This is a genomic window from Roseburia sp. 1XD42-69 (genome assembly GCF_003612565.1).
GTDB lineage: Bacteria > Bacillota > Clostridia > Lachnospirales > Lachnospiraceae > Roseburia_B.
Genome location: NZ_RAZG01000026.1, coordinates 1 through 26,350, shown reverse-complemented (window position 1 = coordinate 26,350; position 26,350 = coordinate 1). Strand labels below are relative to the sequence as shown.

General features: G+C 46.6%; 22 protein-coding genes and 2 tRNA genes. 2 read left to right on the top strand and 22 right to left on the bottom strand.

Annotation, left to right across the window (positions count from 1 at the left end; translation table 11 throughout):
• Positions 1-96: 96 nt before the first annotated feature.
• From D7Y06_RS13325 to D7Y06_RS13305, 5 genes are all read right to left on the bottom strand, one after another.
• Positions 97-1,590: a sensor histidine kinase gene (locus tag D7Y06_RS13325; protein ID WP_120408279.1), complete on the bottom strand. Its 1,494-nt coding sequence runs from the start codon at positions 1,588-1,590 to the stop codon at positions 97-99.
• Entirely contained in the window at positions 1,583-2,290 is a 708-nt protein-coding gene (locus D7Y06_RS13320) for a LytR/AlgR family response regulator transcription factor (RefSeq protein ID WP_120408302.1), read from the bottom strand. Before D7Y06_RS13320 ends, D7Y06_RS13325 begins: the two co-directional genes overlap by 8 nt.
• A gap of 147 nt (positions 2,291-2,437) precedes the next feature.
• Positions 2,438-3,283 (bottom strand): carbohydrate ABC transporter permease, encoded by an 846-nt coding sequence (locus D7Y06_RS13315; RefSeq protein WP_120408278.1) that lies wholly within the window; start codon positions 3,281-3,283, stop codon positions 2,438-2,440.
• Positions 3,284-3,286: 3 nt separating this feature from the next.
• Complete coding sequence (locus D7Y06_RS13310; protein WP_120408277.1) at positions 3,287-4,195, bottom strand: carbohydrate ABC transporter permease; 909 nt, start codon at positions 4,193-4,195, stop codon at positions 3,287-3,289.
• Positions 4,196-4,264: 69 nt separating this feature from the next.
• On the bottom strand, positions 4,265-5,734 hold the full coding sequence (locus tag D7Y06_RS13305) for a carbohydrate ABC transporter substrate-binding protein (protein ID WP_120408276.1): 1,470 nt from the start codon (positions 5,732-5,734) through the stop codon (positions 4,265-4,267).
• A gap of 253 nt (positions 5,735-5,987) precedes the next feature.
• Here D7Y06_RS13305 and D7Y06_RS13295 point away from each other — a divergent pair, with 253 nt between their 5' ends.
• Together D7Y06_RS13295 and D7Y06_RS13290 are read left to right on the top strand one after the other, a co-directional pair.
• Positions 5,988-8,687: a GH36-type glycosyl hydrolase domain-containing protein gene (locus D7Y06_RS13295; RefSeq protein WP_120408274.1), complete on the top strand. Its 2,700-nt coding sequence runs from the start codon at positions 5,988-5,990 to the stop codon at positions 8,685-8,687.
• A 22-nt stretch (positions 8,688-8,709) separates the two neighbouring features.
• Positions 8,710-11,121 carry a GH36-type glycosyl hydrolase domain-containing protein gene (locus D7Y06_RS13290; protein ID WP_120408273.1) on the top strand — a complete coding sequence of 804 codons (2,412 nt, stop codon included), beginning with the start codon at positions 8,710-8,712 and terminating at the stop codon, positions 11,119-11,121.
• Positions 11,122-11,183: 62 nt separating this feature from the next.
• On the opposite strand, the gene D7Y06_RS13285 is transcribed toward D7Y06_RS13290, so the two are convergent.
• The 17 genes from D7Y06_RS13285 to D7Y06_RS13205 all read right to left on the bottom strand — a co-directional run bounded on the left by D7Y06_RS13285 (position 11,184) and on the right by D7Y06_RS13205 (position 26,242).
• Positions 11,184-11,963 (bottom strand): helix-turn-helix domain-containing protein, encoded by a 780-nt coding sequence (locus D7Y06_RS13285; protein WP_120408272.1) that lies wholly within the window; start codon positions 11,961-11,963, stop codon positions 11,184-11,186.
• A gap of 158 nt (positions 11,964-12,121) precedes the next feature.
• Positions 12,122-12,205, bottom strand: a tRNA-Leu gene (locus tag D7Y06_RS13280).
• A gap of 6 nt (positions 12,206-12,211) precedes the next feature.
• Positions 12,212-12,293, bottom strand: a tRNA-Tyr gene (locus D7Y06_RS13275).
• Between the two features lie 76 nt (positions 12,294-12,369).
• Complete coding sequence (locus D7Y06_RS13270; RefSeq protein ID WP_120408271.1) at positions 12,370-12,564, bottom strand: hypothetical protein; 195 nt, start codon at positions 12,562-12,564, stop codon at positions 12,370-12,372.
• A gap of 217 nt (positions 12,565-12,781) precedes the next feature.
• Entirely contained in the window at positions 12,782-14,902 is a 2,121-nt protein-coding gene (locus D7Y06_RS13265; RefSeq protein WP_120408270.1) for a glycoside hydrolase family 13 protein, read from the bottom strand.
• A 320-nt stretch (positions 14,903-15,222) separates the two neighbouring features.
• Positions 15,223-17,043 carry an ATP-dependent zinc metalloprotease FtsH gene (gene ftsH / locus D7Y06_RS13260; RefSeq protein ID WP_199714711.1) on the bottom strand — a complete coding sequence of 607 codons (1,821 nt, stop codon included), beginning with the start codon at positions 17,041-17,043 and terminating at the stop codon, positions 15,223-15,225.
• A 13-nt stretch (positions 17,044-17,056) separates the two neighbouring features.
• On the bottom strand, positions 17,057-17,581 hold the full coding sequence (hpt, locus tag D7Y06_RS13255; protein WP_120408269.1) for a hypoxanthine phosphoribosyltransferase: 525 nt from the start codon (positions 17,579-17,581) through the stop codon (positions 17,057-17,059).
• A 3-nt stretch (positions 17,582-17,584) separates the two neighbouring features.
• Entirely contained in the window at positions 17,585-19,009 is a 1,425-nt protein-coding gene (gene tilS / locus D7Y06_RS13250) for a tRNA lysidine(34) synthetase TilS (protein WP_120408268.1), read from the bottom strand.
• Positions 19,006-20,850, bottom strand: coding sequence for a SpoIIE family protein phosphatase (locus D7Y06_RS13245; protein ID WP_120408267.1), 1,845 nt, complete (start codon positions 20,848-20,850; stop codon positions 19,006-19,008). Before D7Y06_RS13245 ends, tilS begins: the two co-directional genes overlap by 4 nt.
• A gap of 153 nt (positions 20,851-21,003) precedes the next feature.
• The gene (locus D7Y06_RS13240; RefSeq protein WP_120408266.1) at positions 21,004-21,297 is read right to left on the bottom strand and encodes a septum formation initiator family protein; all 294 of its coding nucleotides are present in this window, start codon (positions 21,295-21,297) and stop codon (positions 21,004-21,006) included.
• A 25-nt stretch (positions 21,298-21,322) separates the two neighbouring features.
• Positions 21,323-21,790, bottom strand: coding sequence for a spore cortex biosynthesis protein YabQ (gene yabQ / locus D7Y06_RS13235; RefSeq protein ID WP_120408265.1), 468 nt, complete (start codon positions 21,788-21,790; stop codon positions 21,323-21,325).
• The gene (yabP, locus tag D7Y06_RS13230) at positions 21,787-22,068 is read right to left on the bottom strand and encodes a sporulation protein YabP (RefSeq protein ID WP_120408264.1); all 282 of its coding nucleotides are present in this window, start codon (positions 22,066-22,068) and stop codon (positions 21,787-21,789) included. The genes yabQ and yabP overlap by 4 nt, the downstream gene beginning before the upstream one ends.
• Before the next feature lie 49 nt (positions 22,069-22,117).
• Positions 22,118-22,357, bottom strand: coding sequence for an RNA-binding S4 domain-containing protein (locus tag D7Y06_RS13225; RefSeq protein ID WP_120408263.1), 240 nt, complete (start codon positions 22,355-22,357; stop codon positions 22,118-22,120).
• A gap of 33 nt (positions 22,358-22,390) precedes the next feature.
• Positions 22,391-22,636 carry a hypothetical protein gene (locus D7Y06_RS13220; protein WP_120408262.1) on the bottom strand — a complete coding sequence of 82 codons (246 nt, stop codon included), beginning with the start codon at positions 22,634-22,636 and terminating at the stop codon, positions 22,391-22,393.
• Positions 22,629-22,934 carry an HU family DNA-binding protein gene (locus tag D7Y06_RS13215; RefSeq protein WP_256387225.1) on the bottom strand — a complete coding sequence of 102 codons (306 nt, stop codon included), beginning with the start codon at positions 22,932-22,934 and terminating at the stop codon, positions 22,629-22,631. The genes D7Y06_RS13220 and D7Y06_RS13215 overlap by 8 nt, the downstream gene beginning before the upstream one ends.
• Before the next feature lie 82 nt (positions 22,935-23,016).
• Entirely contained in the window at positions 23,017-24,753 is a 1,737-nt protein-coding gene (locus D7Y06_RS13210; protein WP_120408260.1) for a phospho-sugar mutase, read from the bottom strand.
• Positions 24,754-24,814: 61 nt separating this feature from the next.
• Entirely contained in the window at positions 24,815-26,242 is a 1,428-nt protein-coding gene (locus tag D7Y06_RS13205; RefSeq protein WP_120408259.1) for a hypothetical protein, read from the bottom strand.
• Positions 26,243-26,350: the final 108 nt, after the last annotated feature.

Below are 26,350 nucleotides of genomic sequence, written 5' to 3'. Positions count from 1 at the left end.
CGTTTGCGGGAGGATTCCTTATGGCTCTAAATCGTCGGAAGGCGTCCTAAAAATGCTACGCATTTGCCTTCCTCCTTTTTATAATGTAACGCCCCCTCACTTTCGCTTCGGCGGCAAATCGTCGGAAGGCGTCCTAAAAATGCTACGCATTTGCCTTCCTCCTATCATAATCGATAATATAAATTTTTCTCCCTGCACAATACAGTCCACTGCCCCGCCATATTTTCCGGCGCAGTTTCGGATATTGCGAAGCCCCATTCCATGGCCCTCCCCATCCTTTGACGACAGGGGAAGGGGATTTCCACCCTCAAACTGCAGGCTCCCGGAAAAACTGTTTTCCATTTCTATAAAAACCATGCCGGACCTGACATAGGATTTTACCGTAATATAAGCCTCTTTTTCTGGCCAGGATTTCCGCATCCTTTCTATGGCTTCGATTGCATTGTCCAGCCCGTTGTTTAGCATAATGCCCAAATCATATGCCCGCACTCCCCAGGAACTTTCCACAAGAAAATTATCTGCATTTAAACGCACCGGGGGAACATGCTTTTTTGCATAGGCAAACTTGCTTCCAATCACCACGTCGCACACGGAATTTCCCGTGTGAAGCCCGTAGTCCAACTGTTCCACCGAGCGGTACATATCTGAGAGAAAGCCCCTAAGCTCCTCCTCCCTGTCACCGGATGTATGGAGAATTCCCTTTAAGGCCAGCATCTGGTTTTTCATATCATGCCTGACCCCCCGGATGCCGTCATAGAGCCGCTCCATCTCCTCCATGGCCCCCTGCATTTGGGTAATCTGGTTTCGCAGAATCTCCTGTTCCTTATCCTGCTCCTTTTTCTCACAAACCTTCTGGTAAAGCCAAGTGTTAAACAGAACAGATGCGTAAAGCATCAGGGAGACCACCGGAACAATCCCATAGAGAATGGGGTACTTCTGATATAAAATCCTTGGCTCCCCCTCCTCCGTAAAAAACATCAGCATCCTTAAAATAAATCCCACCAACAGGCTGGCCTCTGCAGGAAGCATACAAAAAAGCAGTTCCCGTCCTTCTTTTTTCCCACATCCTCCAGGCATAATCTTTAAGAGAAAAAGAATGCCGAAATAGAGCAAAAACCCGTCTATCAAACACTCACAAAAGAGAGACACATTGGCAACGCCATTTACCGCCGTTAAAAACTCCCCCTCTCCTACCCATCCCTTTTCAAAGACATGCACCAGCATGTCCGTACACCATGTGCCAACACCCATAAGGCTGTAGGCTGCGAAAAAGGCCATCTCCCGAAGGGAGAGAAACATTGCCGCCGTAAAAAGTTTATAGGCAGCCTTTCCCTGATAATACAGGATGCAGAACAGAAACAGAAATCCCCAGTAAAAAAGAGACTTTAACGCCAGAGCCATACCGTTTATCCCGCATTCCACATAACTTCCCGCCATGCGCAGGAAAAACCAGAAAAGCCCGGCCAAAGCCTCCCGGCCCCCCCCCTCCCCGATTTTGGGGGACAGGAAATTCCTGCACAAAAGATATAGGCAGTATCCCTCCAAAACACAGCTCACAAATTGTATGGCCATGGGATACCAATCAGACAAATGTCACACCTCCGTTCCGAAGATAGCGCATATAGGTCATGACAAAATCCTGGTACTTGTTTTTTGCCAAATAGATAGTTTCTTTATTTGCCAGCCGAATCGTCTCCCCGTCATATTCCGCCACGTAAGCCAGGTTTACAAGATATCCCCTGTGGCAGCGGTAAAACCCCTCCCCCAAAGACTCCTCTACCTTTGACATGACAGCGTTAAAGGTGATTAACTCCTCCTTTGTATGGATGAGAATCTTACGCTTCTGATTTTCCAGATACAAAATATCATTGACACTTAGCACATAATTTTTACTTTTTGTCTGAATAAAAATCTGTCGTTCCCCGGAGCCGTTCTGCTGTTCCCACTGTTTTTTTGCCCGGAATAAAACATCTTTTAACTTATCTTCTGAAACGGGTTTTAAAAGATACCAAAAGGCCCCCACCTCAAAGGAGTCAAACACATACTCCTTTAACGCCGTGATAAATACAATCAGAACCTTCTGGTTTATCTCCCGAAGCCTTTTGGCCACTTCCATGCCGTTTATGGGTTCCATGCCAATATCTAAAAAAACCAGGTCAAAACAGCCGTCCTGCAAAAGTGAAATCCCTTCCGTATAACAGAAAACCCTGCAAACCCTGTCTATTTTTTTTATCCTGGCGCATATATCCTCCGCCAGCTCCCTCTCGTCGTCACAGACTGCAATCCGCATAAAAAATCCCCGCTTCCTGATTACTATTATAATGTATCCTGCCCGGATTTTAAATAGAAATGTAACCAACGAGGGGGGAAATGACATAAAAAACACACAGGAGGCAGATTTCTCCGCCTCCTGCATGTCAGGAAAAAATATGAAAACCTATTCTTTCACACCGCCAAGCGTTATCCCGGCTATAATGTATTTAGAAAGGAACAGGTACACAATAATGATAGGCACAATGGCCACAAAAATCATCATGTAAATCTTAGCGCTGTCAAAACTCATAAAATCAGCACCCCGAAGGGTTGCAATCAAAATGGGCACCGTCATCTTATCCTTGGACTGAATCACCAGTGCAGGAACGAAGTAATTGTTCCAGGAACCCACAAAAGTGAAAATTGCCTGTACCGCAATGGCAGGTTTCATAATGGGAATTACAATCCGGTTAAAGGTCATAAATTCCCCGGAGCCGTCAATCCTGGCAGCTTCCACCAAAGAAAGAGGAAGGGAGGACTGGAGGTAGCTGTACATAAAATAGAACACGGAAGGCGATGCAATGGCCGGGATAATCAGTGGGAGCAGGGAATCATACATCCCCATCTTGGTAATTAACCTTAAAAATCCCATTGCCGTCACCTGGGTAGGCATAACAAGAATTGCCATGATAAAGGTAAACGCCGCCTTTTTCAGTTTAAAATCGTAAGCATACAGCCCATAAGCCGTCAGGGAAGAAAAATAGGTACAGATTGCTGCGGAACAGCCGGAGACAATCAGGCTGTTTAAAATTCCCCGAATCATGGGAAAGGTTCCGTCATTTGCCACATTCATAAAGTTTGTCAGGAAATATTTCCCCGGCAGTGCGGAAAACCCTTTCTGCAAATCTGCATGGGAACGGGTGGCGTTAATAAACAATATATAAAAGAAAAACAAACACATAAAGGACAAGATAACCAATAATACATGGGCGAAGACACTTCTAAACTTATTAAATGCATTAGAATTCATAAATTATCTCCCTCCTTTATCATCTTTGCCATTTGTCATCCGGTACACAATAAAGCAGAGGATACCGCTGACAATAAACAGGTAAACAGACAGTGAACCTGCCATACCGTAGTTTTTACTCTTCAAATGGCTGTTTAAGAACATAATCAAGGTCATGGACGTCCTGTCCGGATTTCCCTGTCCGTTTGTCAAAATCTGGGGCACATCAAACATCTGAAGCCCGCCGATAATGGAAGTAATCAGGGTGTAGGCCAGTATGGGCCGGATTAAAGGCAGAGTAATGCGGAAAAACCTCTGGAAGCTGTTGCAGCCGTCCAATTCGGAAGCCTCAAAAATATCCGGGCTGATACCCATAATTGCCGCCATAAGCATAATGGTGGTATTCCCAAACCACATAAGGAAGTTCATCAACCCAACCAGAGACCTGGTTCCAAATACGGTGCCCATAAAATCAATGGGTTTGCTCAACAATCCCATATTCATAAGAATCGAGTTGATTGGACCATTGGTAGAAAACATGGTGAAAAACAACATGGCAAAGGCGGATGCCATAATCAGGTTGGGAAGGTAGATGACCACCTTAAAAAACTGCTTCCCGTGAATCTTTAACCGGGCGTCCACAAACCATTCCGCCAAGAGCAGGGCGATAACAATCTGTGGGATAAAACCGATAATCCAGAGGATAAAGGTATTTCCCGCATACTTTAACATGTCGGACTTTAAAAGGCTTACATAATTTTCCATTCCCACAAAATTAGGGCCGATTTCTTTAATTCCCGAACGGTAGTATTCATAAAAACTGTACCGAATGGTATCTGCCAGGGGAATCAAAGAAAAAACAAAAAATGAGATAAAAAACGGGAGTATAAAAAAATATCCCCACTTTGAGTAATCTATACTTTTTCGTTTCATAGACTGCCATTCCTTTCTGTTTCAATCATGGACTGCCCCGCAAAACTTGCGGGACAGCCCGGGTAAGCCTTATTCGGGCCAGGAAATCTCTGTGATTTCAGGATAACGCTCTTTGATTGCAGTCTCAAAGTTTGATTTTGCCTTGTCAAAATCTACCTGTCCCTGGAAATAATCGCTGAAGGCATTCTGGATTAACTCCACACATCCCTGGTCATAGGCAGAAAGAGGAGCTATCTGAATATTTTCTGCCACCGGTGCAAAGTATGTAAATGCATTCTGCCCGCCCAGGAACTGGGAACCAAAGGAATCATCCTTTGCCGCATCCTGCATGCCGCTCTGGGTATTGGTAAAATCTGTGTAATCCTTGGAAATCTTCATCAGGTTATCTTTATTGCCTGTCACTGCCATAATAATATCTTTTACGTGCTGCGGATTGTCTGTCCCGACGCATGCGTGTACGTAAGAGCCGCCCCAGTTATATTCCTGGGGAGGATTGGTAACTGCCCAGGCGCCGTCGCCGCCGTCCCAGTTGGGCTTTAAGGTAAAGTCAATGCCCCATGCCGGGAACAGGAATGCAAATACTTTGGATGCGGAACCCATAGCCTTGTTCCAGTCATCGTTCCACTGGCCTTTTACGCTCTTGTCATAATATCCTGCATCCAGCCACTCTTTGGATGTTTCCACCCAGTCCATAATCTTCTGGTCAACCTTAACTGTAGTTTCCCCTGCTGTCACCCAGGGCTGCGGAATGCTGTTTCCATAGAGACGGAACGTATCTGCATAAGAAGAAAATGTATAATATCCTTTTTCCTTTAACTCAGCTGCGGTAGCTTTTAAGGTATCCCAATCTTTTACCTTTTCCCCAATCTGCTCCGGGTCGTCTGTGCCAAATACGTCCTCCGCAATATCCCTGCGGTATACCAAAAGTCCCGGGCAGCACTGCCAGGTGGATCCTCTCTGGACACCGTTTGCGTCGGAAGCCGTCACTTTTGTAAAGCTGTACTGGTCAGAAAGGTCTTTATCCGGGTCAATGCCAAGGTCTTTTAAAGGCATAGCCACATCTGCCTCGGCATCTGTATATTTAAACACATAATCTGTCTCAGATAAAAACATATCTATTTTGTCGTCCGCTGCTGCGTCCGCCTGGTTCATAAGAGCCTCGTCCAGTTTCTGCTGATATACCCCGTCCTGGTTGGGGTTTACAATCCAGTGGATTTCCGTGCCGTCTTTTAATGTTGTCACCGTACCGTCTGAAGAGGTTTCCTGCACCTCAGGGTAAACAGCTTCAACCCTCTCCTTAAACTCATTGTTCCAGGAGTAAATGTTAATCACTTTACCCTCATCTCCCGCCGGAGCCTCTGCCGCATCGCTTCCTTCATCTGCTGTTCCGCTGTCTGCATCTCCTGCATCGCTTGCTTCGCTTGCATCTGCATTTGTTCCTGCATCGGAAGCGGAGCCGTTATCACTTCCACCGCACCCTGCAAACATACCTGCAACCATAGTTCCCACTAATAACATGCTTACCAATTTCTTTTTCATTGAGCATCCTCCTTAAATATGTAATGTATTTCCGTGAAGTTCGCCTCACGCTTAACATGATAGGATTATAACTTGAATCTTTTTTGGAATATATTAAAATTCTTAACAGAATATCAGATTTATGACACCAATTACTTTTTTTGCCCCCTCAGATTTTATGTCATGATTCTGATATTTTTCTCATGTATTTTATTTCTAAAGTGCAAGGATTCCTATATGATGCTTTCATACATTGACGAAGGGAGATTTCCATATGCAAAAAATAAACTTTATTGACTTTTACGGCTCTTTTACTATAGAAAAGCCGGAAAATGTAAGCGGCCTTTATTTTCCCCTTGCATCAGAGGCAGGGCTTAAGAGTTCCATCACCCCAAATCTTGGCGGGGATGCAAAGCTTGACCAGGAAAGTTTTCTCTTAGAGCCGGTGAGTTCGGAAAACCTCCACAACAACCGCTCCACCAGAAACTTCTGGTTTGCACCGGAAAAAGGAAGGGCTTACTCCGCTGCCGGGGCCTCAGCCTCCCAGGAAGCTTTCAAATTTTCCGAAAACCAGGATGAGAGCAGCCTCTCGGCAGGATTTATGTGGCAGACCATGACCCGCACCTCAAAGCAATTTCAGATTTCTACTTCTGTCACATCCTTTATCCCAAGGAATGACAATGTGGAAATTATGTACATCACCATAGAAAACCAGGCGGAAAAGCCACAGATATTCACCCCCTATGCCGCCATCCCAATCTACGGCCGGAGCGCAGACAATATCAGGGATCACAGGAACGTGACCTCCATGCTCCACCGGACGGACACAGACGAAAAAGGCGTCTATGTGTGCCCCACCATGTCCTTTGACGAGAAAGGCCACCGTAAAAACAGCCGCATCTACTATTGTCTGGGCTGCACAGGCGCAGGGGAGAACCCGGTAAGCTTCTACCCATCCGTGGAAGATTTTATCGGGGAAGGGGGCACATACACCCTTCCCAGGGCCGTATTTGAGCAGTACCCGGGAAACCCCGCCTTTGCCAAAGCAGAGGGAAAAGAAGCCATGGGGGCTTTCCGTTTCTCCCCTGTCACCCTCTCCCCGGGAGAAAAGAAAGATTTTATCCTTCTCTTTGGCATTGATGAAAACAGGGCCGACATTGATAAAATATATCAGAAATACAATTCAGAGGAAAAAATAAAAGCCGCCCTAAGTGATACAAAGACTTACTGGCAAAACCAGGTGGCGGTAAGTTTCCACACGGACAGCAAAGACTTTGATTCCCTTATGAAATGGGTGAGTTTCCAGCCGTTCCTGCGCCGCCTCTTCGGCTGTTCCTTCCTTCCCCACCACGACTACGGCAGAGGAGGACGGGGCTGGAGGGATTTGTGGCAGGACTGCCTTTCTCTTCTTTTGTTAAATCCTGACGATGTGGGGGCAATGATAGAAAAAAATTACGGCGGCGTCCGCATGGACGGCACAAATGCAACCATTATCGGCCAGGGGGACGGAAACTTTATCGCTGACAGAAACGGCATTGCAAGGGTCTGGATGGACCACGCCCTGTGGCCTTTTATGACTACAAAACTCTATATAAACCAGACAGGGGATGTGGAAATTTTAAACAGACCTGTAAGCTACTTTAAAGACGCCCAGGCCATGCGGGGCACAGACACGGATTCCCTGTGGAGCCAGGAACAGGGAAATATGCAGCTTACAGAGTCAGGGGAAGAGTACAAAGGAAGCATTTTGGAACACTTGCTGATTCAGCACCTTACCGCCTTTTACGAAGTAGGGGAACACAATATCTTCCGTCTTAGGGGGGCAGACTGGAATGACGCTTTAGACATGGCCCCTGAGAGGGGGGAGAGCGTGGCATTTACCTGCGCCTATGCCGGAAACCTTCTGGAATTAGCGGAAACCATCCGGCTTTTGGAAAGCCGCTCCGGGTGCTCTGACGTCTGTCTTTCAGAGGAGATACAGATTTTGCTGAACCAGGATTCGGATATCTTTGACAACCCGGACAGAAAACGGGAGATTCTGTCGGAATATGCCTCCCTGTGCCGGCACAGTGTCAGCGGCAAGCGCATCCCTATCCCCCTTTCCTCCCTGTCCCTAAACCTGGTCCAGAAAGCCAACTGGCTGATAGACTTCCTGCGGAAACAGGAGTGGCTTAGCGGCCCGGAAGGGGAAGGCTGGTTTAACAGCTACTACGACAACCATGGGAGACGGGTGGAAGGATTTTTTGAGAGCCAGGTGCGCATGATGCTCACAGGTCAGGTTTTTGCCATTATGAGCGGCGTTGCAGAGGAAAACCAGATTAAAAAAATCACAAAGAGCGCAGACAAATACCTGTATCAGAAAGAAACAGGGGGATACCGGCTGAACACGGACTTTAAGGAGCTGAAATTTGACATGGGGCGCATGTTCGGGTTCGCATACGGAGAAAAGGAGAACGGGGCCGTATTCTCCCACATGACAGTTATGTACGCCAACGCCCTGTACCGGAGAGGTTTTGTAAAGGAAGGCTATAAAGCCTTAAAAACCCTGGCCGACACCGCCCTTGACTTTGACACCAGCCATATCTACCCCGGAATCCCGGAATATTTCCGGTTAGACGGAAGGGGCATGTATCAGTACTTAACCGGTGCGGCAAGCTGGTTTCTGATGACTATGATTACGGAAGTTTTCGGCGTCCGGGGAGAAGCAGGAGATTTGCTGCTATATCCCAAACTCCTGGCCTGCCAGTTTGACGAAAAGGGAACCGCTTCTATCTCCGTTCCCTTCGCAGGGAAAAATTTTGTAATTATTTACGAAAATCAAGAAAACAAAGACTTTGGCTCCTACATTATGGAAAAGGCATTCTGTGACGGCAGGGAACTGACAAGAAATGACGATTCCTCCGTCCTTCTCTCCCGGAAAATGATAGATGCCCTTCCAGGGGATACCCATGAAATTCTTATTAAATTAAAATAAAGCTAAGAAAGGATACTTAAACATGAAATATGGATTTTTTGACGATGCAAACAGAGAATATGTCATTGAGCGGCCGGACACCCCCGCTCCCTGGGTAAACTACCTGGGTTCCCCGGAATACGGGGCTATTATCTCCAATAACGCCGGGGGGTACAGCTTTGCAAAATCCGGGGCCAACGGCCGGATTCTCAGATATGTTTTCAACAGTTTCGATACCCCCGGAAGATACATTTACCTCAGGGATAATCATTCTAAAGATTACTGGTCCGCCTCCTGGCAGCCGGTGGGAAAAGATTTGGAAAGCTATTCCTGCAAGTGCTCCCACGGCATGGGCTACACAAGAATGGAAGCCGAATACAGCGGAATTTCATCCCAGGCCTGCTATTATGTACCCCTGAATAAATCTTATGAGGTGTGGGCCCTTACCGTGGCAAACAATTCCCCGGAAAAAAGGGAACTTACCTTAACGGGATACGGAGAATTTACCAACCACAGCAATTATGAGCAGGATCAGGTAAACCTGCAGTATTCCCTGTTTATCAGCAGGACACAGTTTGAAGATAACAGGATCATGCAGCAGATTCACAGCAATCTCGACACACTGCCAGCGGAAGAACAGGTAGACGGAAAATGTGTGACAGAGCGTTTCTTTGGCCTGGCAGGAGCCCCTGTCTCCTCCTACTGTGGGGACAAGGATGAGTTTATCGGAAGATACCAGGGCTACAAAAACCCCAGGGGGGTTGTCTCAGGCAGCCTTTCAAACGCATTAAGCTACAATGAAAATTCCTGCGGCGCCCTCTCCTGCGTGGTTTCCCTGGCTCCCGGTGAGTCCAAAACCATAGTTTTCCTGTTGGGAGAAAAACACTCCCCGGAAGCTTCCTCCATTTTGGACACCTACGGAAATCCCGAAGAGAAGGTGAAAGAGGAAATAGACGCACTGAAAAAATACTGGAACCAGAAATTGGAGCGGCTCTCTGTAACCACACCAAGCCCGGAATTTAACACCATGATAAACACCTGGAATGCCTACAACTGCTTTATGACTTTTATCTGGTCCAGGGCGGCTTCCTTTATTTACTGCGGGCTGCGCAACGGCTACGGCTACCGGGACACTGTCCAGGATATCCAGGGTGTGATTCACCTGGCGCCGGAAATGGCGGAGGAAAAAATAAGGTTTATGCTCTCCGCACAGACAGATTTGGGCGGCGGCCTGCCCCTTGTGAAATTTACCCACAACCCGGGCCATGAGGACACCCCTTTAGACGCCTCCTACAGGCAGGAGACGGGACATCCGGCCTACCGCGCCGACGACGCTTTATGGCTCTTCCCAACGGTATACAAATACATTGCGGAGACAGGGAATATTGCCTTCCTGGATGAAAATATCCCCTTTGCGGACAAAGGGACAGGCAGCGTCTATGAGCACTTACAACGGGCCATAAAATTTTCCTTAGAGCACCTTGGCCCCCACGGTATGCCTGCCGGGCTTTATGCAGACTGGAACGACTGCCTGCGCCTGGGGGAAAACGGGGAATCCTCCTTTGTGGCACTGCAGTTTTATTATGCCCTGATGATAATGGAGAGATTTTCCAGCTATAAAAATGATCAGGAATACATCCGCTTTTTGAAAGAGCAGCAGAAGGACATGGAAGAGAAAATCCAGAACCTGTGCTGGGACAATGACCGATTTATCCGGGGCTTTACCGAAAAAGGAGAGCGCATCGGGGCGGCTGCGGACCCGGAGGCAAATATGTGGTTAAACCCCCAGAGCTGGGCAGTTATCAGCGGGCTTGCAACAAAAGAGCAGGCAGACGCCGCACTTTTCAATGTATACCAGCAGTTAAATACAGAATACGGCGCACTTTTGATGAATCCCCCATACCACGCCTGCGCCTTTGACGGCGCCCTGGCCGTTATCTATAATCAGGGTACAAAAGAAAACTCCGGTATATTCTCCCAGTCCCAGGGATGGCTGATTCTTGCGGAAGCCCTCATGGGACACGGGGAGCGGGCATTCACCTACTTTATGGAAAACGCTCCCGCCGCACAAAACGACAAGGCGGAAATCCGTCGCCTGGAGCCCTACTGCTACGGCCAGTTTACAGAAGGGCGGGCAAGCGAACACCACGGCCGCTCCCACGTGCACTGGCTTACCGGCACTGCCTCCACGGTTATGGTGGGATGTGTGGAAGGAATTTTGGGGCTTCGGCCGGATTTGGAAGGGATAAAGCTTTCCCCCTCCATTCCTAAAGAGTGGGACCGCCTGGAAATAGAAAAAGATTTCCGGGGAAAACATCTGCACATTGTGGTTGAAAACCCAAACGGACTGGAAAGCGGCTGCAGCAAACTGGTTCTAAACGGCAAAGAACTGGACGATAATTACATACCGGAAAATCTTCTGGAAAAAGATAACAAAATTATTCTTACCTTGTAAAATTCCAGTTTTTCCAAAAAAGGCGCAGCATTTTCTCTGCTGCGCCTTCCTTCTTTCCCTGGCTACTTATCCCCTTCCCCAGTATCCATTTCTTTTTCTATATCCCACTGAACCATATAATTGATATCCCTAAATTTTTTCGGCGTCATTCCCACAATTTCCCGGAACTGCTGTATAAAATGGCTCTGGGAAGAAAAAGACAGACGGTTAGCAATGTCAATCACCGAATATTCACTGTACTGCAGAAGATTTTTCGCCATTTCAATCTTTTTCTCCCTGATATAGGCACTGACAGAATCCCCCGTCTCTTTCTTGAACAGCCGGGACAGATAGCTTGCAGACACCCCCAGCTCATCCGCTAAATCTTCTATCGTGATGCGCTCTTTGATATGGGCATAAATATATTCCTTGCACATATTGATATGCTTAGAGTTGGTATCCCCCCTGGTAATCTTGCGCATTTTTTCCGCAAAATCTATAACCATCTCATCATGGAGGCTCCGCACTCCCTCCACGGTGTGGATGTCATCCAGCTTCTGAATATAAAAATCGCTCATGCGGTATGCCTGTTCCAATTCCATTCCCCTCTGTTTACACAGACGGGTAACCATGGCTGTTGTTATCACAAAATGATACTTTATATTTATCAGGGGATTTCTTGAAAGGACTCCCACGCCCTCCTCATCCAAGAACCTTCCATCCCTGCAATTTTTCTTCACCGCCTCCACATCCCCCCCGGAAACTGCCTGGTAAAATAAAAATTCCTCCGTGGGATGCCTGTGCTCGATCTCGTCAATGTCATCTTCCGCTTCCAACAGCAGCCATTCATTCTTACTCCCCATAAAATACCTCCTTTCCCGCTTTGCCGTAAATATATGTCTCCCGGCAAATCATTTGCTCACATATTTCCTTTGGGTGTCCGTGTGCATAAAAAATACCGCCAATTCTGCAAATATTTTATGCAAAATAAGCGGTCAAATCACACTATATCTTTAAAATATGCCCGCGACCGGAATCGAACCGGTACTGTGTCACCACAACAGGATTTTAAGTCCTGCGCGTCTGCCAGTTCCGCCACGCGGGCTTATAATGGGCAGAGGTGGATTCGAACCACCGAAGCAATTTGCAGCAGATTTACAGTCTGTCCCCTTTGGCCACTCGGGAATCTGCCCATTTCGCAAGGCGTTAAAGATACGCCTTAACAGAAATTGATTATAGCACAGTGCAGTTTAAAATGCAAGATTTTTTTCATTTACACAGGCCTCTATCCCGGCAAAGAGCCTCGATACTTCTGTCATAAGTGGCTTCTGCCTCCGGGGAAAAGAAGCATCCCGGCACGCCCTCATTATGGTCCCTGTGGTGGGCCACACACTCACAGCATTTTCCATGCCTGGGACAGTCGTAAGTACATGGGCAGGGTCTTTTATTGTCACAATTTCCCATCTTTATTCTCCTTTTGGTTGATCGTATTTTCATCTCTTGTAGATTATAACAGAAACCGTCGCCATTTCCAACATTTTGGTATAAATTGTTCTGATTCTGGTGTCTTTTGTCAAACCTTACTTAATCTTATCCCTGCTCCACCTGGATTCGCCGGTCCTTAAAATAATACTCCTTGTCACGCTCCCCGGTGTGGAGTTTTTCTCTCATGCTGCCCATTTTATTCCCCTCCTTGAATTCTTTCCAAAATTACTGCCGTTTTTCCCTTCATCGTAATTTTCAGCTTACCGTGTTCCGCCCGGTAATCCTTGGGCATCAGGGAATATCCCTGGGATGTGGTGACAAGCACCTGGCGCAGCCTTCCATTGGCCGGAATGCCCGCACCTACCACATACAGCTCCTTGCTTCTCTCATTGTCATCATTATTTACAATAATCACAAACTGCTGTTTCCGGTTAAACCTGGCGAAACATAAAAGCTGGTCCTCACTGTCTAAAAACTGAAAAGAGCCAGTGCGGAAAGCCGCATTTCTTTTTCTCATCTGAATTAACTCCCTGTGAAAATCAATTAAATCCTGATTCTCGTGTCCCCAGGGATAGGCCCGCCTGTTATCCGGGTCGGTAAATCCGCATAAGCCTGCCTCATCCCCGTAGTAGAGGGTGGGGGCGCCGGGCCAGGTCATCTGAATCACCACAGCTTCACGCATCACCCGAAGGTCAACCCCTTCCTGAGCCGCCATTGCCCCTAAAGATTCTACCCGGCCCACTTTATGGTTGGTTCTGGTAAGGAAACGGGAATGGTCATGGTTAGAGAGCTGGTTCATGGCACACTGGAGGGAGGATGTCATAAAACTCGCCATAAAGTGGCGCATAGCCCCCTCAAAATCCCCAATCTTTCCTGTTCGCTCGGGATGATATTCATCGCTGTGCTTTTCCATACCTGTCAAAAACCAGGTGAGGGGCTCCATAAATGCAGCGTAGTTCATAATAGTATCCCACTGGTCTCCCAAAAGCCATTCTTTGGGGTCTCCGTAATGCTCCGCAAGGATAACCGCATTGGGATTTGCCTCTTTTACCGCGTTCCTGAAATCCCTCCAAAACCTGTGGTTCATCTCCCTGCTGTGGCCCAAATCCTCCGCCACGTCAAGACGCCATCCATCGGCACAGTATGGCTCAGAAACCCATTTTTTCCCAATGCGCAATACATCGTCATACAGCTCCTTAGAGCCCTCGTAGTTTAATTTGGGCAGGGTATCAAATCCCCACCAGCCCTCGTAGGACTTATTGTGGGGCCAGTACTGCTCTTCCTCATCCCGGAAACTGAAATAGGAATTGTAGGGGCTGTCTTTGGAAATGTAAGCCCCGTCGGCAAACCCTTCCTGGCCTTTATAAATCTCTTCCCTGTCCAGCCAGCAGTTAAAAGAACCACAGTGATTAAACACACCGTCCAAAATCACTTTCATCCCTCTTTTGTGGACTTCCTTCACAAAGTCTGCAAAAAAAGCATTGCTGGCCTCTAAATTCCTCTGGCTTGTTACCCTGCTCTGAAAACGGGTAGCCTTTCTGTTATCCGAATCCCCCTCTGTCAAAAGTTCCCCCTCATCGTCAATAATTTTCCCAAAATGGGGGTCAATATGGTCATAGTCCTGGATATCGTATTTATGGCTGGAAGGAGACACAAATATAGGGTTAAAATAAATCACTTCCACCCCCAGCTTCGCCAGGTAGTCAAGTTTCTTCCACACACCCTCTATATCGCCGCCGTAAAACTCCCTGACCCCAAAACTCTCCGGTGCCTTCTCCCACTGGTCTGCAGGAACCCTGGCGCTCAATGTCTTAATATAAAAATACTCCCGGTCCAAAACATCATTGCTCATATCCCCGTTATAAAAACGGTCCACCATAATCTGGTACATCACAGCGCCTTTTGCCCACTCAGGGGTGGAAAATCCGGGCACAATCCGAAAGAAATACTGTTCTCTCACATCTTCCGTCACGCCGTACCTGTCATATCTGCACAAAAGCACTCCGGACACAACCTCAAAATAGTAACAGAAAGGCTCCGTTCCCAGCTGGATTTCCACTGCATAGTAATCAAAGGTTTCCGTGCTCTGGGCCTTTGTCATCATATATTTTTTTCCCTCACTGCAGAGCCACACCACATCCACGTTATTTTTAAAGGTACGGAAACGGATCGTTACTTTCTCGTTCTCCTTTGGCTCCACCGGGCTTCTGTAATCTGCAGTGCCGTCTGAAAACAGTGCCTTCCTCCGAAGAATAGGGCGCATCTGCATAATATACTGCTGGACTTTGTTTAACTCATATATTGACTGATACTTCATAATCTGCCTCCTGATTTCCATATTCCGCCATAGCAAAAACCTGTTCACACAAAGTAAAAAAGGCAGCCAAAGCTGCCTTTTTTAGGAGAAGGTATTTTTACTATGGGGTATAGCAAAAACTATATAATGTATTGGGGGTTTTTACAGTTATTATAATAGCACCTTCCCAAAGATAAGTGTGCACAAACTTCAAAAAATTTGACACTGTTTTTTATAAGTAATTTACAGTACCATTTTTTTGTTTAAAGAAAAACAGATAAATTGTGCACAATCCCGCTCCTATTTTGACCGCTCTTTTTGATTACGATATTTTTTTATATTTAAAGTTCAAAAAGTGCCTCGAATTCTTCCCGGTTAATCTTCTCTTTCTCCAATAACATCTGAGCGCAGCGGTTTAACACGTTTTCATGCTCTTTTATAATCCCTTTGGCTTTCTGGTAGCACTCATCAATAATGCGCTTCACTTCCTCATCAATACGGGTTGCAATGGTTTCGCTGTACCCCCTGGTATGGGCTAAGTCCCTGCCGATAAAGACCTCATCATCGTCGCTGTCGTAATTGATAAGCCCCACATTTTCGGACATGCCGTATTTGGTAATCATTGCTTTTGCCAGATGGGTGGCCTGTTTGATATCCTGGGAAGCCCCTGTAGTGATGTCGTCAAAAATCATTTCCTCCGCCACACGCCCCCCTAAATCCACAATAATTTCCTGGAGCATTTTTCCCTTTGTGTTAAACATCTCGTCATTTTCATTGATAGGCATAGTATAGCCTGCGGCACCAGCTCCCGTGGGGATAATGGAAACAGAGTACACCGGCCCCACATCCGGCAGAACGTGAAATAGTATGGCATGGCCTGCCTCGTGGAATGCGGTGATCCTTTTTTCCTTTTCCGTAATAATCCGGCTTTTCTTTTCCGCACCGATTCCCACTTTTACAAATGACTTTTTAATGTCATTCTGCATAATATATGCCCGGTTTTCCCTGGCTGCCACAATGGCCGCCTCGTTTAAAAGGTTTTCTAAATCCGCACCTGTAAACCCTGCTGTTGTCTGGGCGATTTGTTTTAAGTCTATGTCATCTCCCAGGGGTTTATTCTTGGCGTGCACCTGTAAAATTTCTTCTCTGCCGCCGATATCCGGCCGGCCCACATGGATTTTCCGGTCAAAACGCCCTGGACGCATAATGGCCGGGTCAAGGATATCCACCCGGTTGGTGGCCGCCATAACTATAATCCCTTCGTTTATGCCAAAGCCGTCCATCTCCACCAGCATCTGGTTTAAGGTCTGCTCCCTCTCGTCGTGACCGCCGCCCATACCGGTTCCCCGGCGTCTTGCCACAGCGTCAATCTCGTCAATAAATACAATACAGGGGGCGTTTCTCTTTGCCTCCTCAAATAAATCCCTGACACGGGAAGCGCCCACACCTACAAACATCTCCACAAAATCGGAACCGGAAATGCTAAAGAAAGGCACGCCTGCCTCCCCAGCCACAGCCTTGGCAAGAAGGGTCTTTCCTGTTCCCGGAGGGCCTACTAAAAGGATTCCCTTGGGGATTCTTGCCCCAAGCCTGGTATATTTCCTGGGCTCCCGCAAAAAATCCACCAGTTCCTCTAGCTCTTCTTTTTCTTCCCTTAGGCCCGCCACATTGCCGAAATTCATTTTGTTGGCGTCTGTGGATAGCTTTGCACGGCTCTTTCCGAAATTCATCATTCTGCTGCCGCCGCCCCCTGCTGCCGCCTGGTTGCTCATAATCATAAATAGTATAAACATGCTGGCCAGCACGATCAAAAGAGGAAGCAGGTTTAACAGCCAGCTTTCCTGGGGCACATCCTGTAAAAAATAATTGTGGAATCCCTCCTCCTCAAATAACTGCTGTACTTCGTTTACATCTGAAACAAAAAGTTCTTTCACCGCCGAATCCTTCAAACGGATGGTCAGCGTACCGGTGGGAATCTCACGGTTTTGCTCCACCTCCACCGAAACCACATTGCCTGCCGATAAGGCCGCTTTAAATTCTGTCATTGTATAGGCATTCGCCGCATTCTGTTTGGCATCCAGCATAAGCCACACAATAACCACTATCGCCACTAATGCCAGATAGAAGCCGAATCCCCTGTAATTTTGCTTTTTCAAATGGATACCTCCTTCTTACTCAATCTAATTCAACCACGCCCACATAGGGCAGGTTCCTGTACTTTTGTGCATAATCCAATCCATATCCCACCACAAATTCATCTGGTATTTCAAAACAAGTATAATCCACATTTACCTCCACCACACGCCGCTCCGGTTTATCCAAAAGGGTACATAGCTTAAGGCTTTTGGGATTTCTATTTTTCAAATTCCGAAGCAGATAACTTAACGTCCTGCCGGAATCAATAATATCCTCCACCACTAAAACGTTTTTTCCTTCAATTCCTTCATCTAAATCTTTCACTATTTTTACCACTCCGCTGGATTTCGTGTCCACACCATAGCTGGAAACGCACATAAAATCCAGTGACACCGGCACACGAAGACGTTTTGCCAGCTCACAGGTAAAAAACACGCCGCCTTTTAACACGCAGATTAAATGCACCTGTTCCTCCCCGTAATCCCTGCTGATCTGCTCTGCGATCTCTGCAATTCTTTTATCAATTTCCTCCTCAGACAAAAGTTTGCGAATCCTTTCACCCATCTCTTATTCCTCCGTAAAGCGTAACTCTAATATTTCCCTTGTATCTTTTGTCACCTTATACTCCTCACTGATGCGGTATCCGACAGCCCATAAAATATGGCTTCCCTCTGCCGCCAGCACAATTTCATCCCTAAATTCCCTTGGCACTTTCTCATTGATAAAATAATCTTTCAGGTATTTCCTGTGCCCCTTCCCATCCAGAATAAAAAAATCTCCCCTTCTTCTGGTTCTAAATAAAAGTACGTTTTTTATCTTATCATAATCCAGCCATTTCGTATACTTATTTTTGGGAATTTCTGCATCTTTTTTTGAAAATTCCCGTATCCGGCAGAAGATTTTCCCTTTTGGAGTTGCAATTATGGCCCCGGCTTCCCCCCTTGCCAGATTTTCTTCCAAAACCCCGAATACCAATCCCTCCCCCGGACATTCTTTCCTTCCCTTCCTGATTGCTATTTCCCCGTAAGTTTTTACCCCTTCCATCCCATAGGGAAGGCTGGCCTTTCTCCCCACTCCCCCCTCCGCCAGGTCGAGAAGTTCCTCCACATGTTCCCTGGCAATATCTTTGCTGCTCCCGGCCGCTTCCTCCAATGCCTTTTTCAGCACTCTTTTTACTATCACATAAGGATTTTGGAAAAGTTTTTCCACATCACAAAAAACTGCCCCCTCCCCTTGCCTGACAGATTCTGAAAAAACCCTGTTTGTCTCCTCCTTTAAATATCCCGAAGCCTCTGAAAGCTCCCGTGAAAACTCCCACATATGCTTAAGGGCTCCCTTGTTTACCTCACAGAGCTTTGGTAAAATTTCATGGCGGATAAAATTTCTGCTGTACTCCCTGTCCTGGTTTGTATCGTCGGTGCAGAAAACCTGTCTTCTTCCTATTAAGTATGTTTCTATCTCACGGCGGGTGACACACAAAAGAGGACGGATAATCCTGCCACGCACCGGCGGAATACCGCAGAGCCCGTCAATGCCGCTTCCCCTGCAGAGATGAAACACCATAGTCTCCGCCAAATCTTCTCTGTGGTGGGCCACCGCAATTTTCACCTGGCTGCTTTTTAATCCATATTCCCGCTCCCGCAAAACCGCCTGCCCTTCAAAAATTTCATAGCGCAGAATCCTGGCTGCCTCCTCTGTAGAAATGCCCCTCTTCTCTGCCTCCTGCGGGACACAACAGTGAACTAAAACCGATTCCACCCCAAATTCCCTGGCAAGATTTTTCACAAATTCCCCATCCCGAAGGCTGTCCTCCCCCCGGATTCCATGCTCCACATGGACCACCGACAGGGTAAAGCCCATTTTTTCCCTTAATTCAAGGAGTACCCGAAAAAGGCACACGGAATCCGCTCCCCCGGATACCCCTGCAATCACATGGTCATTCTCAGATACCATTTTATATTCTTCCAAATAGGATAATACTTTTTCCCTCATCCTTTCTTCCAAAGGGCTGCGGACAAAACTGTCATATCGTCTCCCACACGGCCCCCTGTTTCCTCCATTACCCAGTCTAAAATCTTCTTTGCCAACAGCCCCGGGTGGTTGGTGGTAATCCCTGCAATCATTTCCGCCAATTTCTCCTCCGGGTGCTCCGTATTCAGATATTCTAACACACCATCCGTCACCATGACAAGAAAATCTCCGTCGGAAAGCTCCCTGGTATCTTTCCAGATTTCCAGCTCACAGCACACTCCCACCGGAAGGGAATCCGACAGAAGCCACTCTACCTCCCCGTTTTTGTGCCGGAGAAATGTTGCTGCGGCCCCTATTTTCAAAAATTCCGCCTCCCCGGTATAGAGATTAATGGAGGACATGTCCACCGTGGAATACCTCTCGTCCGCCCCCCGCAGTACCATGGAGGAGTTTAACATCTTAATGGCTGTCTCCTTTGCAAATCCCGCCTCCACAAACCGCTCTAAAAGCTCCACCACCAGCTCGCTTTCCTTTGACGCCTCCATGCCAAACCCCATGCCGTCAGAAAGGGATAAGACACATTCCCCATTTTCCTTTTCCATAATAGAAAAATTGTCCCCGGACACAAGGCTCCCGTCTTTTATCAGCTTTGCCACCCCGGATACCGTGTGAAAAGAAGGCTCCTCCTCATACACAAGCTCCGTGGTGTCCTTCCCGATAAAAATCCTGTCCTCCCTGTGGGGATACATATGGTTCCCCATCACCGTGTTCACCGCCCTGGTAAGCTGTTTCACGGCAACACAATTGCCCCACCGGGAATGTGCCTTTAACTGAAGCTGGCTGTGGCTGTCGTGTTTCTCATAGAGGTGGATTTCTTCTATCACAATGCCGCACTCTTTTGCCCGGTACCTGATTTCCGCCAGACGCTTTTTCTCCTCTTTGTCAAGAAGCCTGCACTCATTGGCACAATCCTGCATAATAAATGCCATGGCGTCAAGCTGCTGGGCAATCACTTCCCGGTTTTCCAAAAGCCTGTTATACCAGGCCCGGTTTACCTGGGCCCTCTCAAACACATTTACCGCCTCCGCTGCAATATGTTCCGCATACATACAGTGATCTTTCAGCTCCTTTGCCGTCTCCTCATCCGCCGCCCCCTCCTTCATCAGCCCCTGGAACAGCTTGCTGAATATATGGTACATCGTATGGTTGGAGGGCTCCCAGCAGATGGCACAGGTATCGCAGCCGCTGCAGATTCTCCCTGTAACCTCCTCCCGCATCCTCCCCACCTCCTCGGGCTGGAACTGGGAGGTCTTTTTCATTGATAGAAAAGTATCCGATAGACCCTCAAAACTTTTTGCATAATTTATAAGTTTCTGCTCCTGATAGCCCTCCCTGGCGTTTTCCGGATAAACTTCACTGTTCTTCTCCTCCAGAAACATATGTACTGCCCTGGCTGCAAGAATCACAAATCCAAAAATAAACAAAGCCTCCAAAATCGCCGCCCACATGGAAATCTGGTTTCTCATATCAAAGATTCCCCCAAACACAGACAGGGCAAGGGTCCCTCCCGCCGCAGATAAGGCTCCCACCACAGTGTAACAGCGCTTGTCCACCCACTCGGAAAGCCGGATGACCACCACAATAAATAAAATGGACATCCCATACTTTGCAATAGCCGTCATGGGCAGAAATGCCACCAGCCCTGCCAAAACTCCGATAAACAGAAAACTTCTCCCGGATTCCTCCAGATACACCGCCGCAAAATAGGAAGGAATCAATGGAAAGCATCCGGCAATTCCCACTCTGCATAAGAATGCTCCCACAATTCCCAGTAAAAATTGTTTCCATCCTGCTTTTTTCATTTTCCAATCCTCTCTTTCTTTTCACGTGACCACGATTATACAATCCGTACACTGCAATCTTTGTCAAAATATAAAGATGAATTGAAAAAGTTTTCGTCAAAAATGCCCTCGAAATGTAGATTCGAGGGCATTTACGCTTTTTAAGCTTTATCCTTATTGTTCTTTAAACACAATCTCATTGTCATATATTAAACCTAACTTGCTCTTGGCGGTATCTTCTATGTAATCTTTACTTCCGATATACTTCTCATAGTCCTCAATCTGCCCCTGACGCTCCGTCTCTTCCTCCAGTTGTTCCAAAAGTTCCTGTTCCCTGGCTATGTACTCCTGGTTTTTATCATAGAGACGAACTATCTGAAACGACATCACTATCAGCAAAAGCATTACAATACAAGCAATACTTGCCCTTCCGGCTTTATTTTTTCTTCTTCCGCGCCTCCTGCCCATAGCATCCGCCCCCTTCATCTGGCACTTACAATTTGTTTACACCTATCTTAATGGCTTTTCCAATTTTTTTCAACTGTTTTTTTAGAAAGATGCAAACTTTTTTCCCCCGCCTTGCCACCACCCTCATGGGGCCTGAAATAAATTTTAAAAACTTTCCCACTAGAAACAAAAGCTTTTTGATCACCCTGGAAACCAACCGGACGATATATGGACTTAAAAAATGATTCTCCACCAGCATTCCCAGGGCTATCCCCGCCAGCACAAACCACCGCAGCAGCCCGTCGTTTTCACGGTAGAGCATAACAAACACCACAATGGAACATGCCAGCCAGTAAATCACATCCTCCAGACTCAAAGAAAAAGTTCCGTGATTGATAATCTGGCGGAAAATCCGCAGCACATCGTAGGAAAACATCAGAAGGAGTCCCACCCCAAAGGACAGAAGGAGCAATCCCCCCTCCTGGGTAATCGTTCCGCTTATCCCTCCTGTCATTTAAATAACCGTCCGAAAAAAGATTCTGCCTGTTTTCCATAATCTTTCACATCGGAATATGCCATGGAATCAATTCTTCCCTCTAAATCAATTTCCCCCTGCTCTAAGCTTAAGCGGTTTACATGAAGGTCATTGCCCTTGATTAACAGCATTCCCTGCTCCGTCTCCAAAAGAATTTCCGAAACATCAAAGGAGAGTACGTCCACCACTCCGCTGAAACTCCCGGTTTTGCGGTTGCTAAGTAATACCTTGTGTGTTTTTACTGTTTTTTCATCCATATCTTTATCCTCCCATTTCATTATATGAGAGGGTTGTTCACAATATGCTCTATAAATACCGGAACATGTCCTTGGCATCCTCTTTCTTTGTGGACTCAGCTAAGGAGAGAACTTCCACCTTCACAGCCTTCTGCCCAAACTGTATCTCAATGATATCCCCGGGCTTCACATTTACGGAAGCTTTTGCCACCTTTCCATTCACCGTTACCCTGCCGGCATCGCAGGCTTCATTCGCCACAGTCCGGCGCTTAATCAGACGGGATACCTTTAAAAATTTATCTAATCTCATCCTTTACCTCCTATGCCGGGCGCATGCCGCTTCTTACTGCAGTTTCCCTATGCGCCCGTGTACATAAATCGGCAGGGAAGGCTTTCCCTGACCGCTGCGCCGGGCGCATGCCGCTTCCTGCGGCTTTTTCCTTATGCGCCCGTGTACATAAATCGGCAGGGAAGGCTTTCCCTGACCGCTGCGCCGGGCGCATGCCGCTTCCTGCGGCTTTTTCCCTATGCGCCCGTGTGCATAAAAACGGGGGCTTACCGCCCCCGCATTGTGGTTTATTTTATGCATTTACCAAATCTTTTAATGCTTTGCCTGCTTTGAATTTTGGTGACTTTGAAGCCGGAATTGTCATCTCAGCCCCTGTCTGCGGATTTCTTCCTGTCCTTGCAGCTCTCTCGGAAACCTCAAAAGTTCCGAATCCAACTAACTGAATCTTCTCACCTTTTTTTAATTCCTCTGCAACAACATCTGTAAAAGCCTTTAAAGCGGCCTCAGCATCTTTTTTAGATAATCCGGTCTTCTCAGCCATTGCTGATACTAATTCTGTCTTGTTCATTAAACTTCCTCCTATAATCCTTTCAAATATTTTGCTATCCTCAAAACAACTTCAAATCTATTTATACTTGTTTTGTTTCTATTTGTCAAGGAAAATCATGGATTTTTAATAATTATATCAACTTTTGCACCATATCCAAAACAGATTTGCCCAAAACTTTGGATTTTTCCAGGGAATCTTCCATTGAACTGCCCTTTACGCCAATATAAAATTTCACTTTCGGCTCTGTCCCGGAAGGTCTGACGCATACCCAGGCATCGTCATTTAATTCATAGTAGAGCACATTGGATTTGGGAAGCCCGGTAGGTTTCACATCCCCACTTGCCGTGTCTGTGATGGTATCTTTCTGGTAATCCCGGACTTTTAATACCTGGTATTCCCCAATGGTTTTCGGCGGCTCTTTCCGTAAGGTCTCCAGCACATTTTTGATTTTTTCAAGGCCTTCTATTCCCTTTAAGGTGATGGATTCCACATGATCCTGATAGTAGCCGTAACGCTCATACATATCTAACATGGCATCCCAAAGTGTCTTTCCCTGTGTTTTATAAAAGGCTGCCGCCTCACATAAGAACATTGTAGCTGCCACTGCGTCTTTGTCCCTTGCATAGATGCCCGGCAGGCATCCGTAGCTTTCCTCCATGCCAAAGAGGTAGGTTCCCTTCCCTGTATTTTCAAATTCCAGAATCTTCTGGCCGATAAACTTAAATCCTGTCAATACTTCAATGAGCTCCACACCATAATATTTTGCAATGGCATCCGCCATATTAGTAGAAACGATAGATCGGATAAACGCCCCGTCTTCTGGCAGTGAGCCTTTCACAGCTTTGGTCTCTCCGATAATATAATCCCCGATTAAACAGCCGGACATATTTCCGGTGAGCATATGGTACTCCCCTGTTTTCTGGTCTTTCACATATACCCCAAGCCTGTCCGCATCCGGGTCAGTAGCCAAAATCAAATCTGCATTTTCTTTCTCTGCCAGCTCCAATGCCAATTTGTATGCCGCCGGGGCCTCCGGGTTGGGATAATCCACTGTGGGGAAATTGCCGTCTGGCAGTTCCTGTTCTTTTACTACAAATACATGTTGAAAGCCCAATTCTTTTAAAATGGTGCGCACCGGAATATTTCCCGTTCCGTGAAGGGGGGTGTAAACAATTTTTAAATCCTCTTTTACTTTATCAATAGCATCCTGATGAATCACAAGTTTCTTGATTTCTTCCATATATGGGCGGTCAATATCTTCCCCGATTACGGTGTAGAGGTTCTTGTCCATAGCCTCTTTTTTGTCCATGGTGAGAACTGTGTTAAAATCTGTAACCGCCTTAACCTCATCCATAATTCCCGTATCGTGGGGCGGGGTAATCTGGGCGCCATCCTCCCAGTATACTTTATATCCGTTATACTCTGCCGGGTTGTGGCTGGCCGTCACATTGATACCTGCAATACAGTTTAATTTTCTTACTGCATAGGATAATTCCGGTGTAGGACGCAAAGATTCAAAGACATAGGCTTTGATTCCGTTTGCCCCAAGGCAAAGAGCCGCTTCATCTGCAAATTCCGGTGACATCCTTCTGGAATCGTAGGCGATTGCCACTCCCCTGTCCTGTCCTCCTACTTTTTTAATATAATTTGCAAGTCCCTGGGTAGCTTTCCGCACCGTGTAGATATTCATGCGGTTCATTCCTGCTCCAATCACTCCCCGAAGTCCCGCCGTACCGAACTCTAACTCCATGTAAAACCTGTCTTCGATTTCTTTTTCATCCCCTGCAATCCCCTTAAGTTCCGCCTTTGTATCCTCGTCAAAATACGGATTAGAAAGCCAGTCCTCATACACTTTTTTGTAGTCCATTGTTTTACCTCCTGCTTTGTTTTGTAAATCTTTTTATCCTAAGGCGTATCACCGCACTTGGTTACTGATCCCTTAAATCGTTGTAGCTGTCTAAAATATCAGAGGTTGTTGTTCCCCCGCTGTTTCCTCCGCTGCCTGTCCCGCTGTTATTAATAGATGTGAGCAGATTATACAGGGTGGTCAGGTAATCTGTGGAGGTATTACTGTTATTATTGTTATTGCTACTGTTGTTATTACTGCTGTTATTGCTGCTGTTGTTATTGTTGTTACTGTTATTATTATTGTTGTTCGTATTGTTAGAATTATTGCCGCTGTTGTTATTGCTGTTATTATTGTTGGCGTTCCCGTTATAATTGCTGCTGCCGCCGTTGTTGTTATTGTTATTGGCATTGTTATTATTCCCGGAATTATTCTGAGATTCAGACTCAGAGGTATCCGTCTTTGTCAGGCCAATTTCAATTTCCGCATCTTTGGAATTTACCACCAGCTTATTTTTTACTGTATCGTAGCCCTCCGCCCCCACTGCAATAGTGTGGACGCCATAGCGCACTTCTACCGGCTTAGAATAGTCCACTTTCTCCCCGTCAATGGTGAGGACGGCCCCTTCAATGCCCACGTGGAATGTAATTTTACAGGTTTTGGGGCCCTCACCCTTTAATTCCTCCAAATTCAAATTGGTGGTGAGATTCCGCTCAATGGTTATCTCCTTGCTTCCGCCGTACCCATCGTTTGCCACTGTCACCAGGTGGGTGCCCTCCGGGACTGTGATTTTTTTGTTGGGTTTCACTTCCTCAAAAATTTTATCCCCCACGCAGATAAAGCTGCCGTCAAAGAGTTTTGTATTGGAAAGCGTTAAATATCCGTGACCTTTTGTCACGCTTACGGATAAGATTTTTTTATCCATGCCCACCGCCCGGATTTCATCTTCCTCCTCAAAAGTGTCAAACCCCACGGTAATATCCCCGGAAAAAACAGGAAGATCCTCGTCGTAAGAATATCTTGTCTTTCCTATTGTGAGAGCCCTGGCGGACTCATCCACAGAATAATTTGTAATATCCTCCTGAACCCACACCCTGTCCGTGACCCATAGTTTTTGAAGTTTATCTGTCTTGGATTCCACCTGAATCTCCACTGCTTCCCCGGAGATAAAGGAAGTCTGGGATTTGGAATTGCCGTATTTATCCATAAACATAGTCACCGTGTCAAAGCTGTACTGTACCTGTCTGTTATTTCCGGCTTTCACCAGAGATACCGTCTTGTCTGCCGTGTCAATCTTTTTCAAAAGATACAAGCCGGATAATCCCTCTTCCTCCTCTTCTGTTCCTATCTCCTCCTCCACAGCCAATCCTTCTGTTTTCTCTTTCAAAGTATTTGCATTTCCCATCCGCCCCTGCACAATGGTATTCCGCTGCGGGTTTCCGCAGGCTGCCGCCGTGAGAAAGAGGGCGGCCAGCAGAAGGGTTATGATATATCTGTTCTGTATTTTCATTGCATTTTCTCCATCATATCAATTCAGCTACGTTTCTATTATAGCATACCTTAGCCACAGCAATCAACTTGTGAAATGAAATAACATTCTTAAAAATTGCTTTCTTTC